Consider the following 16,755-nt stretch of genomic DNA (forward strand, 5'->3'; position numbering starts at 1 on the left):
GTGTCTAAAAGTTGTAATTAACAAGTCATCACCATCATCAGAAGGCGAAGTTTGTAGATAGGTGAAAGATAGGAAAGCGTATCGTATTTAAACGAATATAAAAGGAGAATGTTATGAAAAGGAAATTTTGGGGCTATTTGTCATTGGCGATCTTGTTAAGTCAGCCTGTGTTGGCACCTTTGGCACAAGTTATGGCTGAGGAACAGGAAACCATTCCATCAAACAAGGAAATAACGACACTAGGAACATTAGAAAAAGTGGAGGAGACTACTGAAACAGTCGCTTCTTCTCGTATAGAAGAATTCAACGGGGACACCACAAGTAACTCAGAATCGCAAGAAGTGTTTAATGATGATGAGAAAAATGGCTCGACGGAAAGAACAGAAAAAAAACTACCTGATTCAAGTGAAGACACAGCTAGCTTGGCAACCGAATCGTCAGCAGAAATGAAAGAGGCATTCTCTGATCGCAGCGTTCCATTGGACGCTTGGATGCCGGATAAGAATTTGCAAAATGAGGTAGCGAAAGGGCTAAACAAAACAGTTGATACAATCACTCAAGAAGATATGGCGAATCTAAAACAGCTAGATTTTTCTTCTTTAGTCAAAGACACAGTAGTCGATTTTACTGGCTTAGAATACGCTAGCAACTTACAAGCGTTATATACGACGTCTATTATTGCTGCGAATGTTCCCAAAATCACTATGGCGGACAATGCAACATTGTTTACCCGTCCTAATGTACTAGCACAAATTTTTCCAAAAGGATCTTTTTCAAATATCCACATAGGAAATTATGATGCCTATTTGACAGCCCAAGAATTAATTGGGGTTGGTCAATATCTTAGTGGATGGGTTACAGATTATCTGACGGTCTATGCAAGTAGCATGACGGATTTTTCTAAGTTAGAGCTATCTGCAGAACACCATCAAAATTCCCAACTATCTATTATGACTCAGGAGAAAATACTATTAGAGTCAATGTTAGTAAAAGACGGCCAATCTGATGTTCTTTATAAAGACCATATGATGGTTGATACCCAAGGAAATGCGTTGCTCTCTTCTTTGTCCAACAAAAAGTATTCTTATTCGATTCGGGGGGTAGATAAAAATGGCTATATCTTTCCCTTATATGAAAATGATGGGTTCGAATTGACTGAAGAAGGGATTCAATTTAAACATATTCCCGCCAATGTTGATTATTTGTCAATCACTTCTCTTGTTCCTAATCGTTTGTCCACAGAAAGAGTTGCTAGTACAGGTACCATTCAATATTTAGTGAATTATCAACTACCTGTGAAGTATGTGAATACTGCAGAAGATGTGACCGTCAAGTATGTTGATGAAAGTAAAAAGACATTGTTACCAGACGTCACTTTATCAGGGGTTGTTGGTGAACCGTATACGACACAAGAAGAGCCGATTGCTGGCTATACATTGAAAGAAATCCAAGGGGATAAAACAGGTACTTTCAGTGATACCCCGCAAGAAGTCGTTTATGTATACAAACGCAGTGATGCTGCACCCGTGACAGTAAGATACGAAGATACAGAAGGCAATCAGTTAGCCGAACCAACGATTCTGAACGGCAAAGTAGGTTTGCCGTATGAGAGCAAGTCAGAATCTATTCCTGGTTGGTATGTAGCTCAAACACCCGACAATGCCAAAGGCATCTTCGGCGACACCGCGCAAGAAGTGGTCTATGTGTATGAACGTAGTGATGCTGCACCAGTGACGATAAGATACGAAGATACAGAAGGCAATCAGTTAGCAGAATCAACGATTCTGAACGGCAAAGTAGGTTTGCCATACGAGAGTGAAACCAAAGAACTTTCAGGCTGGACGGTGACTCAAACGCCAGCGAATGCCAAAGGCATCTTCAGTGACACCGCGCAAGAAGTGGTCTATGTGTATGAACGTAGTGATGCTGCACCAGTGACGGTAAAATACGAAGATACAGAAGGGAATCAATTAACCGAGCCGACAATTTTAAGTGGCAAAGTAGGTTTGCCGTATGAGAGCAAGTCAGAATCTATTTCTGGTTGGTATGTAGCCCAAACACCCGACAATGCCAAAGGCATCTTCAGCGACACCGCGCAAGAAGTGGTCTATGTGTATGAACGTAGTGATGCTGCACCAGTGACGGTAAAATACGAAGATACAGAAGGCAATCAGTTAGCCGAACCAACGATTCTGAACGGCAAAGTAGGTTTGCCGTATGAGAGTGAAGCCAAAGAACTTTCAGGCTGGACGGTTTCTCAAATACCAAGCAATGCCAAAGGGATGTTCAGTACTACCGCACAAGAAGTCATCTATGTGTACGGTGCTGAAAAAGAGAATAAACCAGAGGATGATTCAGGAGCAGATACGCCTGAATCAGAAAACAAAACCCCTGAAGAAGAAAAAGAGGATAAATCAGGAAACAAAGACAATCAAATGAACACACAAACCAACACACAAACCAACGGGAAAAGTAAATTACCTGCCACAGGAGAGCAACTAACAGGTCAACGAATCATGGGCTTTTTGGGAACGATCATTGTTCTATTTTCTTTCTTAGCAATTTGGCGAAGAAAAAGAAAAACTGAGAATTAAAGCTTCTCTATAAAGAGTAAAATATGTCCAGAATGGACGATTGGTTTAAAAAGTTAACCTTTTATGGAGTGGGGCGATCCACTCCTTTTTTGTAGGATGGATTGGACGGTTTCCTCGTCTCCTTAATCTTTGAATGGATTTTATCTGACTATTCCCAGTAGCTCAAAGAATTTCTGATCATTTGAGACTCTGATTCTTTATCAGACTAACGTTCCAAGACAATCTCGAATAACAGAATTATTTAGCAAGAATGTTTCATTGAGAGAAACGAATGAATCAACACCTAGGAAATGAAAATGCACGTTTAAAAGAGTATAATTACTGTAAAACTAAAGTTAAGAGGTATTACTATGTATAAATTTCTTTTAACTAAATTGGATCAAGATGTCTATGAGCTATTTGCGTATTTTTTTGAACATGCCATTGATCGTGAACTATTGAGTGACCTTGCGGATCATGTGCATTTATCAAAAAGAAGAATCGTTTTAGTTTTTGAGCGTGCAAGAGACTTACAAAAATCATACCCTTTTTTTGAAATCGACATGCGAGAAGGAAGGGAGCTAGCCCTTGATTTTGCGCCTAATTTTTTGTTGTCAAAATTCTATTCGGTTATGTTAGCAGAAAGTATGCCCTTTCAAATTTTAGACAGACTCTTTAGTGATAAATACGTGTCTTTGGAAGAAACCGCCCAACAACATTATGTCAGTAATCGCACGGTTCAAAGAAAGCTCAAGGAAGTAGAAACGATTCTTGAGAATTATCAAATCAAATTGAATTTAAAAAAGAAACCGTTATTTGTAGCGGAAGAATACCGAATTCGTCATTTTTTCCATATCATGTATTGGCAGATCTATGATGCGACGAATGTGCGTTATATTGGATTGTCGAAGCAAAGTGTTCGTGCATTGAAGGAGAAGTTGACAAGTTATCCTAGTTTTTATCGCGGTATCGATCAGGAAAAATTTATCCAACTGCTTGCACTAAGTCTTTATCGTTTTAAAAGAGGTTTTCCGGTAAAAGAGATTCCTCAAGAGATGAAGAAAATGGTCCATCACACGATTTCCTACGAGCAATTCAAAGAAGAGCTCATAAAACCATTGCTAAACGCTAACTTGATTCTAAGTGACGTTCCAGAAACAGAGTTTCTCTTCTTATATTATATGTTTTCTGTGATGACGACGTATTTGCCTGAAGAGATTCCTAGCCAACTAAGAGTTGTTGATCACTTCTCGGAAGGATCAATTGCAACAGCAAGACTGTTTGCAAAAACTGCTCAGAAGATCTTTCTCGTCCCTGAAGGGGAGATCGAGTATCTTTTCGTTAATGCCTTGAACATTCATTCTGTGTCACTCCTCTTTGCGTCGAAAAATAAAATTGATGCTTTTGGAAAAACGACAACGGATAAAGATTATCGCAGAGTCTTTCCCAAAATTTTTCCACTCGTGCAGGAGATGTACCAATCGTTAGCCCAACAATCCCCAATTTTTACTACCATGTATGCTTCCAATAATCGACTGCTTTTTCAATACAGCATGCTTCTTTCAATTGTAGCAAAAATCGATCGAACGACAGTCCGCATCTTTCATGAATCAAAATTTGGAAAAATTCAAGAAATCAGACAAAAAGAACGATTGAAACGCTGGTTTGGCTATACCCTCGCTTTCGTTTCAGAAAAACCAGATTTTGTGGTGACCGATTATCCAGTTGATCGGCAAGCCTTTTTGGACCAAAATCCAAACGTCCAATTTTTTAAGTGGAATAGCTTTCCAACCGGTGACCGGTGGCTGGAACTAATTGAAGCGGTGGAAACATTTCAGAATACCTCCAATAAAAAATACAATGAAAATGATTGATTTACCCAAGATTCAGCAAACAGGCAGTATTCTCAAATCTGAGAGGACTGCCTGTTTTTCTTTATAGCCAGAGGATAGAAATTTGCTGAACAACAGTGTCACACCTTCTATAGCTTGCGAAGTATGTTCGGAGATAAAGGTGATTATGTAAATGAACTGTACTAACTAGAATCAGTATTTATATAACAGGACGTATTTTGTATTTAATCAGTCACATATTGACGCGTTTCCAGCTAAAAACCGTGTGATAATACAGACATACAAAACTGGAATAAATCATTTTACATAAGAATCAACCATTAAAATACAGGAGGTGCTGGAGATGGAGGAACCATTTAAAATCCACACATTGCAAGAATATTTGAACTTTTATATTGAGGAATCTGAACGGCTTTTCAGTAAAGATGAGTATGGAAAAATCAAAGAAAAAATCCATAGAAACTGTTTAGAAATTCGCATGGCGATTCAAGAAATCAATCAAAAAAATTTTTTCGAACAGCTTGCGAAAATCAATACCCTTGAAGCAGAGATTTTGATTATTTTAGAGTGTAGTGAGCTTCGAGGCAGTGACAGTGTTGTGCCTTTTACTGAAGCGGAAATCTTGCAAGTGGCAAAAGAAGACAGCAAGACTTACTTTAAAGAAAGGTGCGGGCTGACATTGATCGCCCCAACCCCTCATTCCTTGCATTTTTCGGTGGAGTAGGAATTTATCAGTTGGAATGTACGGATTGACGCTCAAAGACAAAAAAAGCAATAATATGACCAAGTCAATTAATAGACATGGTTTTTATTATGAAAATAAATAGAAAGGGGAAACAAAACGAATGAAGCGATACGATATCAATGAGGACTGGGCACTTTCAGGTGTGATTGAAGCGGGAAATTTTGTTTTCGTGGGCTATTGCGTGGGGAACATCGGGCAGCCAATAGAGCAACAGATTGTAGGGGCATTGAATCATTTAGAAGAACGTTTGAAATTAGTCGATTTGACATTTGCAAATGTGGTTCAAATGGATGTACTTTTTAAAGATGTGTTTGATATTCCAGTGATGGAGAAGCTCTTAAAAGAAACCTTCCATGGGAAATTTCCGGTTAGAAAATCAATTCAGACAGCTTTCGCTCATTCTGGAGAGGTAGGCATTCTTTTTCAAATCGATGCTATTGCTTTTAAGGAAGATCAGGGAAAGTAAGTTCGTAGAAATCAAAAATGGGCTTCGATGTTTTTGCTTGTTAGCCGTAGGATAAAGGGAGAAGATCAAGAGCGTCTTGGCTGTTTCTATGAATAAGAATGATAAACAAAAGGGGCTGAATATCCAGTCTCTTTTTTTGTATCTCTATATAGCTATTATTTCCTTCGAGTTAATTGGATTGATCGGTTACACCCAAAGTTTTTTACGAGGACTCCGAACGCTTTGTAAACATAGTGTGAACCAGTTCTAGGAAGTAAGTTAAACTATATTTCTTTAATTTGTTCACACTTTCAGAGACACAATCATTCATATTCTTTATTTTCGTTTTATAAAATAGGACTTATTTTGTCATATTCATGACAATTATTGTCGTGTTCGTCCCTGAAAACCATGCAATAATGCAGTCATAAGGAATGAGTCAGCGAACGTATTACATAGATGTAAGAAGTAGTTGTCAATGGGCAGCTTTTTTTAATTGGAGAGAGTGTAGCTGATCTTATTTACTTAATTTGAAAGAGGGAAAAGCAATGAAAAAACCAGCGAAGAAAGAACTTTTATCACGTATTCTGATCAGTTCTTCTGTTTTTATATTAGGCAGCCCATTGATCACGCAAGCAATTGTCAGTGTTCCGGCAGTAGCTGAAACGATCAGCACTTCAACGACAGAAGAAGTAACACGAAGTACAAATGAATTCATATCTGAACAACAAGAAGGAATAGTCGAACAAGCTACAGGTGAAGAAACCGTCGATTCAGAAACACAAGTAGTAGAAAGTACAGGGGAACATGGGGCATCGGAGTCATCACAAGCAAGTGAAGATCAAGTGGAACCATCCACAGAGCAAATGACAGAATCCTCCAGTGAGCCAGAAGCCGCTGAGAGCAGTACAACATCTGATGAGGAGTCGAAAACAAAAGTAGCGGAAGCAGAAAATATCGTTTGGTCAGGTAACTGGGGAACCGCTCCAGCCACATTAGATATTGAAGGGGTTTTGACTGTAGGAGCAGGTACATTGACAACGGCGGTGGACCAAGTGATTCCTTTAACGGAAGAACTTAAAAATATGGTCATAAAAAAAGTTATTCTCACTGCGCCCGTCATTCTGCCAGCCGATGTGGCAGGTTTGTTCGAGAGCTACTCCCACTATGGCACTGTACCCTCTCAATTGAATGAGATTGTTGGGCTGACTTATCTTGATACGAGTCAAGCCACCACGATGAATAGTATGTTTTATGGCTATAGCGGATCTACATTAGATTTATCGAATTTTGATAGCACCGGTGTTATAAATTCTTTAGGTGCTGGGATGAACCAGTTTTTAGCAAATGTACGCTATCTAAGAGAATTAACATTAGGACCAAAATTCAGTTTTGTTGGGTGGAACAATTGGCCAGGCAATTCCTATCCGGTGAACTTGGTTGACCCAAGTGGGATGTACGGATGGAATTCAAGTTATTATACCGGCTACTGGCAAAATGTAGGGACAGGTACCATAGATGCGCCATACGGTGAACATATATTAAAATCAGAGGAGCTAGTGCTGATTTACGATGGCACGACGATGGCTGACACCTATGTATGGCAGCCTCGGTTTATTGAAGGAGCACCAGTCACAGTCAATTACCTAGATGAAGAGGGTAATGAATTATTGCCACCTAATGTATTGACTGGCGGAAATATTGGCGATTCAATTGAAGTTGTCCCTGAGGAGATCCCTAACTATACATTGAAGGAAGTTCAAGGAGAGGAAAAAATTGTCTTTAGCAATGTTCCGCAAACGGTCACGTATATCTATAGTCCTAAAATAGAAAGTAATGAGGAAAGAAAAATTGTCGCACGAGTCATTCACTATTTGCATGAAGACGGTACAGAAGCTGCTCCAGATAAAGTAGACACAGTTGAATTTACTCGAGAAGTAAGGACGAATCTAGCCACTGGCGAAGAAACGTTTGGTGAATGGCAAGCAAGAGATGATGATACGATATTTGATTTAGTCAAAAGTCCAGAGATAGTCAACTACTATGCAGATAGGGAGTTTATCGATGAAGTTATCGATGTAAAGGCCGATTCAGAAGATATTGAAGAATTTGTCATTTACTCGCCAAAGATGGTTGAATCTACGGAGACCAAAGAAGTCAAGCGAATGATCCATTATGTGTATGAAGATGGTAAAGAAGCCGCGCCAGACAGTGTCGATACGGTGACCTTTACACGCACAGTGACAACGAATGAAGCAACAGGGAAAAATACCTATGGCGAATGGCAAGCCCAAGATGATGACACGATGTTTGATGAAGTGTTAAGTCCAGAAATAGACAAGTACAATGCAGACCAAAAAATGGTTGAGAAAGTCACTGAGTTGACTGCAGAATCAGAAGATCGCGAAGTGACTGTCACTTATTCGCCAAACATGATCGAATCTACGGAGACCAAAGAAGTCAACCAAACGATCCATTATGTGTATGGAGATGGCAAAGAAGCCGCGCCAGACAAAACGGACACTGTTACTTTTACACGAACTGTCACAATAAATGAAGCAACAGGTGACAAAACTTTTGGCGAATGGCAAGCGAAAGATGATGACACGAAATTTGACGAAGTGAAGAGTCCTGAGATCAAGAACTATCACGCAGACAAAACAAGCATCGAGGAAGTCACAGGTTTGACAGCAGAAGACAAGGATCGTGAAGTGACTGTTACTTACTCACCAAATATGACCGAGTCAACAGAAACCAAAGAAGTCAAACGAATGATCCATTTTGTATATGAAGACGGCAAAGAAGCCGCCCCAGACAAAGTAGACACGGTTACGTTCACTCGAACGGTCACCACGAACGAAGCAACTGGCAACAAGACCTATGGCGAATGGCAAGCCCAAGATGATGATACGATGTTTGATGAAGTGTTAAGTCCAGAAATTGACAAATACAATGCGGACCAAAAAACGGTTGATAAAGTCACAGGTCTGACTGCAGAATCAGAAGATCGCGAAGTGACTGTCACTTATTCGCCAAATATGATCGAATCTACGGAGACCAAAGAGGTCAAACAAACGATCCATTATATGTATGAAGACGGCAAAGAAGCCGCGCCAGATAAAGTAGACACGGTCACGTTCACGCGGACGGTCACCGCCAACGAAGCAACTGGTGACAAGACCTATGGAGAATGGCAAGCCAAAGGTGATGATACAACATTTGATGAAGTGAAGAGTCCTGAGATCAAGAACTATCATGCAGACAAAACAAGCATTGAGAAAGTCACAGGTTTGACAGCAAAGGACAAAGATCGTGAAGTGACTGTTACTTACTCACCAAATATGACTGAGTCAACAGAAACCAAAGAGGTCAAACAAACGGTTCATTATGTGTATGAAGACGGCAAAGAAGCAGCCCCAGACAAAGTAGACACGGTGACCTTTACACGCACAGTGACAACGAATGAAGCAACTGGTGACAAGATCTATGGAGAATGGCAAGCCAAAGAAAACGATACGACATTTGACGAAGTGAAGAGTCCTGAGATTAAGAACTATACCGTCGATAAGGAAACGATCGAAGCAGTTACAGGAGTAGCGGTTGATAATCAAGACATCGAAGTCACCGTTACGTATGTGCCAAAAATGGAAACCGCAACAGAAACTGAGGAAGTCAAGCAAACGATTCATTACGTCTATGAAGATGGTAGCAAAGCGGCGGACGATCATACCGATAAAGTCACGTTCACCCGGGTGATAGCAAAGAATTTGGCAACTGGTGTAGTGACCTATGGCGAATGGAAGGCAAAAGACAACGACACGACTTTTGCTGAAATTTCCAGCCCAATGATTGAATATTGCACACCAGATAATGAGTTAATCGAAGCAATTACGAATATTCAACCCGATGCAAAAGATACCGAGTTGACTGTGATCTACAAAGCAAATACGGAAACGAAAGAGGAAAGCAAAGAGGTTTCGCGGACGATACATTATGTTTATGAAGATGGTAGCCAAGCGGCAGAAAGTTATACGGAAACCTTAACCTATACACGCACGGAAACAACCAATCTGCTGACTGGTGAAGTCGCATATACTGACTGGACAGCCACAAATGGTGACACGACATTTGATGAGGTGAAAAGCAAGCAAATTGAGGGCTACACGGCAGACCTGACGACAGTCAAAGAACAAACAGGAATGACTGCAGAAGATGAAGATACGGAGCTGACTGTGACGTATATAAAAAATGCAACAGACGAAGCCAATCCAACAGACTCATCAAAAGAGTCGAGCAACACGCCAAGTGATCAGACAAAAACAGATGATAACACACCGTCTACTGATATGAAAATAACGACTAACGTATCAGAAACAACAAGAACAGTCACGAGTGAAAAAAGTCTTCCAAAAACAGGAGAGAAAGAGGAACCCTTCATATTATACGCTGGAGTGACTATGGCGGTATCATCCCTGCTAGCATTTTTCTTAAGACGCTTAAGACAGAAACGAAAATAAGAAATCAGAAAAAGCTTTCTTATGAAATGGAATAGAATACTGGCGAAGTAGAAGACTGCTGATAATTTCCCATACTAATCTTGGAAATTTATCAGCAGTCTTTTCATTATGATTTGAAGCTTGTTCAAGTACTATCACACACCAAACCTTCTGACCACTTCAATAGAAAAACTCCTTCGTTTTCTGAAGAAAATTATGATATGATTTTGTGACAGAGACACGCTATGAAAGATAAAGGGAGGGATGGAACGATGAAGATAAAACAAGTGAGTGAAAACTATGATATCACACCACATACTCTTAGGTACTATGAACAAATTGGTTTGCTATCACCCAACTATACTGAGAATGGGTATCGAGATTACTCATACGAGGATATTGAGCGATTAAATACCATTAGAGACCTGCGTTTTTTTGATGTGTCACTTGAGGAAATTAAGAACTACTTGGATACAAAGAATAAAGCGCTGACTAAAGAAATCCTTCATTTCGAGATGGAGCAATTAGAAGATAGAATCCATGCGTTAAAAGAGAAACAAGATTTGTTAAAAGAGCGAATTGACTTGCTTGTCTACGCTGAAAAAAAGCAAAACCATGAAATTGAACGTACATTTTATGAAGAACGGTACCTTGTTTTAAGTCAAGAGAAAGACACAATGGGGAAAGACTTGTACTTTGAACTTAAACGCCTGCACAAACAATTTGAAAAAGAACTGCATGCCAATAATCAAAATGTTTTCGGAACGATTTTACTGCCGCACGAAGACGCATTTAGGCATCAAGTTTTCTATTGTCTGGCAAACGATTTGGCAGATGAGAAGGCATTTACAATGCCTGCAGGAGAGTATCTCGCTATTTATTATACGGGCACATATAAGCAGCGTTTAGCTGCTTTAGCAGAACTAAAAAGTTACCTAAAGAAAAATAGACTGGTCGCGAAAGGAAATTTTTGTGAGTTCTACTTGATTGATTTTCATGAGACGAATTTACCGGAAGAATACGTGAGTAAAATAGAAATTCTCCTTGATCAACCCGATTAAAACGGGATCGATCAAGGAGAAACGTATCTATTGGTACTTAGTGATTCAGCAAGTTTATCGATAAGATGACTTATGAAATAGAACTGTTCTTATTTCTCTACTTTGGTATCCATTGAGTAGGTGGGAGTAGTTTCCTTTAGAATGACTCGTGTTACGTGCTTTTCAGATTCTACTAATAAGAAAAGTAGAGTTGCTGGGATAACACTGATAAGCAGTTCGGATAAAGTTAAAGAGGTGGTCTGTAAGATACTTTGCAATGGTGAAAAATAGACCATTCCTAATTGGAGAATCGCCATAACAAGTAATGAGTAAATCAAGGCTTTATTCTGCTTGATTTTGTTACTGAAGGCTGAATCCGTGATCTCACGACAGTTGATCATGTAAAAAGCTTGACCGAAAACGATCGCATTGATCAAAACGGTTTGTCTGACAGCTTCGTCGCCGAATGCATTCATCGTTAGAAAGCCGAAGAAGGTCAAGAGTAGGCCGACATAAACGATTCGAAAGAGTGTATATTTGGAAATGATTTTTTCTTTCATATCACGAGGTGCTCGATTCATGATCATTTTGTGAGCTGGTTCAAAACCTAACGCATAGGAGAGTGTAATTGACGCAACTAGATTTAACCAAAGAATCTGCACTGTGCTTAGTGGTAAAGGAAGATTTCCCAACATAGAAACGATCAGCAAAAGCCCCTGGGCCAGACAGGTTGGCAAGTAGAAGAGGATCGTCTTTTTTAAATTATCAAAAATTCGACGGCCTTCTTTGATTGCTTTTGCAATCGTTTCAAAATTATCGTCAATGAGGATCATGTCGGCAGCTTGTTTACTAACATCGCTTCCTTTAATTCCCATGGCGATCCCTACATCTGCTTTTCTAAGTGCGGGTGCGTCATTGACCCCATCACCAGTCATTCCAACGATTTCGCCTTGTTCTTGTAAATAAGTAACGATCATCAGTTTATGCTCAGGTGTCGTTCGGGCAAAAATATTGGTATTTTTTACCACTCTTTGCCACTCATCTGTGGATAAACGATCCAATTCAGTTCCAGTGATTGCCCGTTCAGAATGGTCGATTCCTAATTTTTTGGCAATCGCTTTTGCGGTCGTTGGGTGATCCCCGGTGATCATTACGACTCTGACCCCGGCTTTTTTACAATCTGCTACCGCTTCGATCGCTGATTCTTTTGCTGGATCGATAATGCCAGCTAATCCGATGATTACGAGCTCGTCCATCTCTTCATGAGTCAATTCAGTCGTTGTATCTACATCTTTATAAGCAAACGCGATCACTCGTTGTCCCTCTGAAGCAAAAGCCAAATTGATCTTTTCCCACTGTGCATGATCAAACTCCGCTATCTGCCCATCAATATGTGCAGCAGTCGCTTTATTTAAAACGATATCTGGAGCACCCTTTACAAAAATCCGCTTTTTCCCATTGATCAAATGGCTTGTTGCCATATACTTATATTTTGAGTCAAAAGGTAATGTTTCTAGACTCTTGATCCGCGGTGTGCCAATACGATTGGTCCAACGTAATAAAGCTAATTCTGTTGCATTTCCGGTCACTGGACAGTGGCGATCACCGAAACTCTGTGTTTCTTGACAGTTTTGCATGATTTTGGCTAGCAGTTCGTTGTTCGAAGAATCTGTTTGGTCTTCATGATCAATCACTGTTACCTGATTATTAGAAAACACATTGGTAAGGGTCATATCGTTTTTGGTCAAAGTACCTGTTTTATCAGAACAGATGACTGTCATTGAGCCAAGTGTTTCGACAGTAGGCAATCCCTTTACGATCGCATTTTGCTCCGACATATTTTTCACGCCGGAAGACAGAATAATCGTCAAGATAGAAGGCAATCCCTCAGGAATAGAAGAAACGATCAAAGCAATGATTGCTGACACGATATACATCGGACTCATGCCATAAATGAAGTAGCTGATCAGTCCTAATAAGAAGATAAAGACGCCGATCCCTTTAAAAATAGCATGATTCATTTCGTTCACTTTTTTCAATAAAGGGGTTTCTTTCACTTCAATGGTTGCTAAAGAAGCATTGATTTTACCAATCTCAGTGTCCGAGCCAATTTCAACAACGAGCCCTTTTCCAGTTCCTGACTGTACTTGCGTACCTGAATACGCCATATTGGTTCGTTCAGCAAGTGCTATTTGCCCCTCTAAACGAGCAGTTGTTTTTACGACTGCATCAGGCTCTCCAGTCAGAATCGATTCATCTATTTTTAGTTGATTCACAGTTTCCATACGCAAATCAGCAGGAATAACATCACCAGGTGCTAAATAAACACGGTCCCCTGGAATCAAATCTTCTGCATCGATTAAAAGGCGTCCGTTTTCAGATTCGACTGTCGCCTTTGAACTAAGTAATTTTGAAATGCTAGATAGTGAATCATCTGCTTTTCTCTCTTGATAATAACCAATCATTGCGTTTAAAACGACCACTAGTAAAACGATCGCTCCTTCAATTAGACTTCCCGTAATAAATTTTAAAACAGCTGCACCGATCAAGACATACATTAACGCATCGTGGAAGTAAGATAAAAACTTCTTCCATTCGGGTGTCTTTTCTGATGCTTGTAATTTATTTTTCCCGTGTTTTTCTTGATACGCTTTACGTACCTCATTTGTGATAAACGTCTCACTTGTCGCTGACTGCACCTTTTCAATATCCAAATTATGCCATTGTTTCATTATTTTCCCTCCGTTTTCTTTACATGAATAGCATAAAGGTTAGAGTGACTATAAGGTCAAACGTTTTTTGAAAATATTTTTTATCTATAGGCTAATTGCAAAAAAATCTTTAGATTGGCTGAAAAAGGCGATTTGGATCCGTGTTTCGATATATGAGTCAAGGCGCTTGATTAATGAAGGTACCTACAAAAAGGCTAGCAAAACTATTATCAAATGGCTAAATCAATGTCCGCTGGTAAACTTGATGCCCAAAATACCAACTATTAATAAGACGACGAAAACCCAAGTCAGAAGGGATAGCTGGTCTTTAAAGAACACGACCCCCACAATAATCGATCCCACCGCACCTATCCCTGTCCAAACAGGATAAGCGATACTTAATGGTAGGTTTTTGACCGCTAAAGCCAAGAAGCCAAAACTGAAAAGCATTCCGATGACTGTTGAAATACTATACCAAAAGTGGCTAAACCCGTTGCTCAGTTTCATGGTAGATGCCCATACGACCTCAAAAAATCCTCCTAAAAGTAAATAAATCCATGTCATAATTTATTCTCCTCCTCAAAAAAAAATAAGCATTCAGTAAACTCTTCAAGGACCTAATGAGTTTACCAAACACTTCTATCACCCGGTGGTGTTTTGGATATTCAATTAATGTAACAATAATAAAATCTTAGCTGAAAAGAGGCGGAATGTCAACGATAAGCGAAGTCAACTATCAAGTTTTTTTCAAGAACGAAAGGTAATTTTTTCGTCTAGATAGCCAAGGAAATCAAGGTTCAATCAGTTTGTCTTTGACTAGCCATTAAGTTATTTTTTAGCAAGTAATTAAATAGTTGTAAAAAGATAAGATGTTAGGAATACTAGTTATTAATCATACGTAAAGTTATATTATCATTTCTTAATTTAGATTCTAAGCAAAAGATTCAATTCAAAATTACTATATTTTTCTAATAAATAAAAAAAATAAGCAATTTTGTTTAAAAAAGCTTATACTACTTTTTGACTAATCTTGTAAACTTATATAGGGGAGGGCGTATTTCTATGTTGTCAGAAGAACTATTGATTGATAGGTATCGTTATGAGTGGGTAATTCTTAAATACATAGAGAATTATAAAAATCATTATTGTACAGTTTCAGAATTAAGTACGATTTTGGCTATTTCTAGCTATAAAGTTGAAACTTACATAGATGAATTGAATACGTATTTGAGCTTAATTTCCAAGGATACTGAAATTTATATCAAAAAATCAGGAGAAATTACTTGTGCTAATCTGGATTACGTAACAGTAAAGAAAATAAGAATTAAGTTTATGAGAATTTGTGAACTTTTTAATATTTTGGATAATTTCTTCATTAATGAGATTCCTATGAAAAAGCAAGTTAGTTTGCTTCACAGCAGCCAGACCTCTAGCTATGTGAAGTTTCGCCATTTAAAGTCTTTATTAAATGAAGAAAACATTTTGATTAAAAAGAGCAGAATTATTGGGAATGAGTTAAGCGTACGCAGTATTTTTTTTAGTACTTACTATGAATTATTTAACGGCATTGAAAATCCTTTTCCAAAAGAAATTCGTCAAATGACCGATAGAATTATAAAGCAATTTTCATCACAATATATAGTAACTATCCCCAGAACAAAAGAAATAAAACTAGCAATCTTTATTAGTGTTTGGTTCATTCGAATAAAAAATAAACATTTTATACAAGAGACTTATGTGGACTATGTGAAAAATGATTTTACGAAGTGGTTGAAAAAAGCGATAAACAGTGACTCTTCGATCGACGATGAACAGATAGAGAATGAAATTGGTTATTTTTTGATGTTCTGTCATTTTGAAATCGACAATGAACAATTCGTTACGAAGTTTATGACATTTGATTTGTATCAAGAAGCAGTTAAGTTGACTCAAAAATTTATTTCTATGTTTTTTGACACATTCAGTTATGAAATAAGAGATGATTTTATAGAGAAGGAACTAACAAATATACATATAAAATGGTTAGTTTATCGCTTTAAAAATCAGTCATTCATTATCAAAGGGAAGTTTAATTATTTTCAGGAAACCAATCCAGCAATTGATAAATTTATTCAGGATTTTTTTCGGGAAATAGAAAAATCCACTTTTTTCCAATCTAATTCCGAGAAAAACAAGCTTTATTATGACTATCTTTTCTTATTAGTTACGCAGCTACCCATGGAAGAAATTGAGACACCTTTAAATATCTGTATTGATTTTTCTCATGGGAATAATTACAACAGCTATATAAAAATGATGCTACAGTCATTACAATCGATGAATCTTATCTTTGAAGCCAAAATCAGTAATAATACCAAGTTATTTCTTTCGGACTGTGCTATGGATAAATTGAACTGTGAACAACTTATTTGGAAAAAACCGCCTACATCTAATGATTGGAAGGAACTGGGAGAGTTGCTAGTACAACTAAAGGAGGCAGCTTTTGAAAGATAAATATTTTTCATGGGTAGTTTTACCCTTTTTTCTAATCAATCAAATGAGTTTCTTGCCTAGCGAACATACGAAAGAAGAAGCACCTGTATATGCGTTTGAAGTAGGTTCCAATGAGAATGAAATCGTCGTTGAGAATGATTCAGAAAAATTAGCGAAATACAGAAAACAAAAGGAAAATTTCCTCTCAATTGAGCAACAATTAACAATGTTAACGGAACAACCTTATTTGCTTTCAAATGATAAACCCATCTATTTAGGAAGAATTTTAGAAAGTATGTCTGGGGGAATTTTATATGGAAGAAAGTACACGGAATATTTGCATAAAAGATAGTAGTTGAAATAGATGAATCTTGTAGCAACGGTATAAAAATGTCAGTATGCAACACATTAATAGTATAG

Annotated in this window: 10 protein-coding genes; 8 read left to right on the forward strand and 2 right to left on the reverse strand. The window is 38.3% G+C overall.

Translation table 11 applies throughout. The features are described from left to right. Nucleotides 1-113: 113 nt before the first annotated feature. From ACIPK1_RS06585 to ACIPK1_RS06610, 6 genes are all read left to right on the forward strand, one after another. Nucleotides 114-2,594: a MucBP domain-containing protein gene (locus ACIPK1_RS06585; RefSeq protein WP_061053831.1), complete on the forward strand. Its 2,481-nt coding sequence runs from the start codon at nucleotides 114-116 to the stop codon at nucleotides 2,592-2,594. 350 nt (nucleotides 2,595-2,944) lie between these two features. Beyond that, nucleotides 2,945-4,447 (forward strand): helix-turn-helix domain-containing protein, encoded by a 1,503-nt coding sequence (locus ACIPK1_RS06590; protein WP_008377149.1) that lies wholly within the window; start codon nucleotides 2,945-2,947, stop codon nucleotides 4,445-4,447. Between the two features lie 322 nt (nucleotides 4,448-4,769). Next, complete coding sequence (locus tag ACIPK1_RS06595) at nucleotides 4,770-5,150, forward strand: DUF7006 family protein (RefSeq protein ID WP_008377151.1); 381 nt, start codon at nucleotides 4,770-4,772, stop codon at nucleotides 5,148-5,150. Between the two features lie 121 nt (nucleotides 5,151-5,271). Then, a complete protein-coding gene (locus ACIPK1_RS06600) occupies nucleotides 5,272-5,637 on the forward strand; it encodes a RidA family protein (RefSeq protein WP_008377153.1) in 366 nt (121 codons plus the stop codon). Nucleotides 5,638-6,164: 527 nt separating this feature from the next. Further along, nucleotides 6,165-10,133, forward strand: a complete 3,969-nt coding sequence (locus ACIPK1_RS06605; protein WP_400450333.1) for a MucBP domain-containing protein — start codon at nucleotides 6,165-6,167, stop codon at nucleotides 10,131-10,133. A 251-nt stretch (nucleotides 10,134-10,384) separates the two neighbouring features. After that, nucleotides 10,385-11,173, forward strand: a complete 789-nt coding sequence (locus tag ACIPK1_RS06610) for a MerR family transcriptional regulator (protein WP_400450334.1) — start codon at nucleotides 10,385-10,387, stop codon at nucleotides 11,171-11,173. Between the two features lie 89 nt (nucleotides 11,174-11,262). On the opposite strand, the gene ACIPK1_RS06615 is transcribed toward ACIPK1_RS06610, so the two are convergent. Continuing rightward, nucleotides 11,263-13,884 (reverse strand): HAD-IC family P-type ATPase, encoded by a 2,622-nt coding sequence (locus ACIPK1_RS06615; protein WP_016613044.1) that lies wholly within the window; start codon nucleotides 13,882-13,884, stop codon nucleotides 11,263-11,265. A gap of 222 nt (nucleotides 13,885-14,106) precedes the next feature. Continuing rightward, on the reverse strand, nucleotides 14,107-14,427 hold the full coding sequence (locus ACIPK1_RS06620; RefSeq protein WP_005237430.1) for a multidrug efflux SMR transporter: 321 nt from the start codon (nucleotides 14,425-14,427) through the stop codon (nucleotides 14,107-14,109). 498 nt (nucleotides 14,428-14,925) lie between these two features. Here ACIPK1_RS06620 and ACIPK1_RS06625 point away from each other — a divergent pair, with 498 nt between their 5' ends. After that, nucleotides 14,926-16,356, forward strand: a complete 1,431-nt coding sequence (locus ACIPK1_RS06625) for a helix-turn-helix domain-containing protein (protein ID WP_196044122.1) — start codon at nucleotides 14,926-14,928, stop codon at nucleotides 16,354-16,356. Beyond that, nucleotides 16,346-16,687, forward strand: coding sequence for a hypothetical protein (locus tag ACIPK1_RS06630; RefSeq protein WP_016619463.1), 342 nt, complete (start codon nucleotides 16,346-16,348; stop codon nucleotides 16,685-16,687). Before ACIPK1_RS06625 ends, ACIPK1_RS06630 begins: the two co-directional genes overlap by 11 nt. Nucleotides 16,688-16,755: the final 68 nt, after the last annotated feature.

It is taken from the genome of Enterococcus sp. NPDC086594 (genome assembly GCF_044746145.1).
Lineage (GTDB): Bacteria > Bacillota > Bacilli > Lactobacillales > Enterococcaceae > Enterococcus_D > Enterococcus_D entomosocium.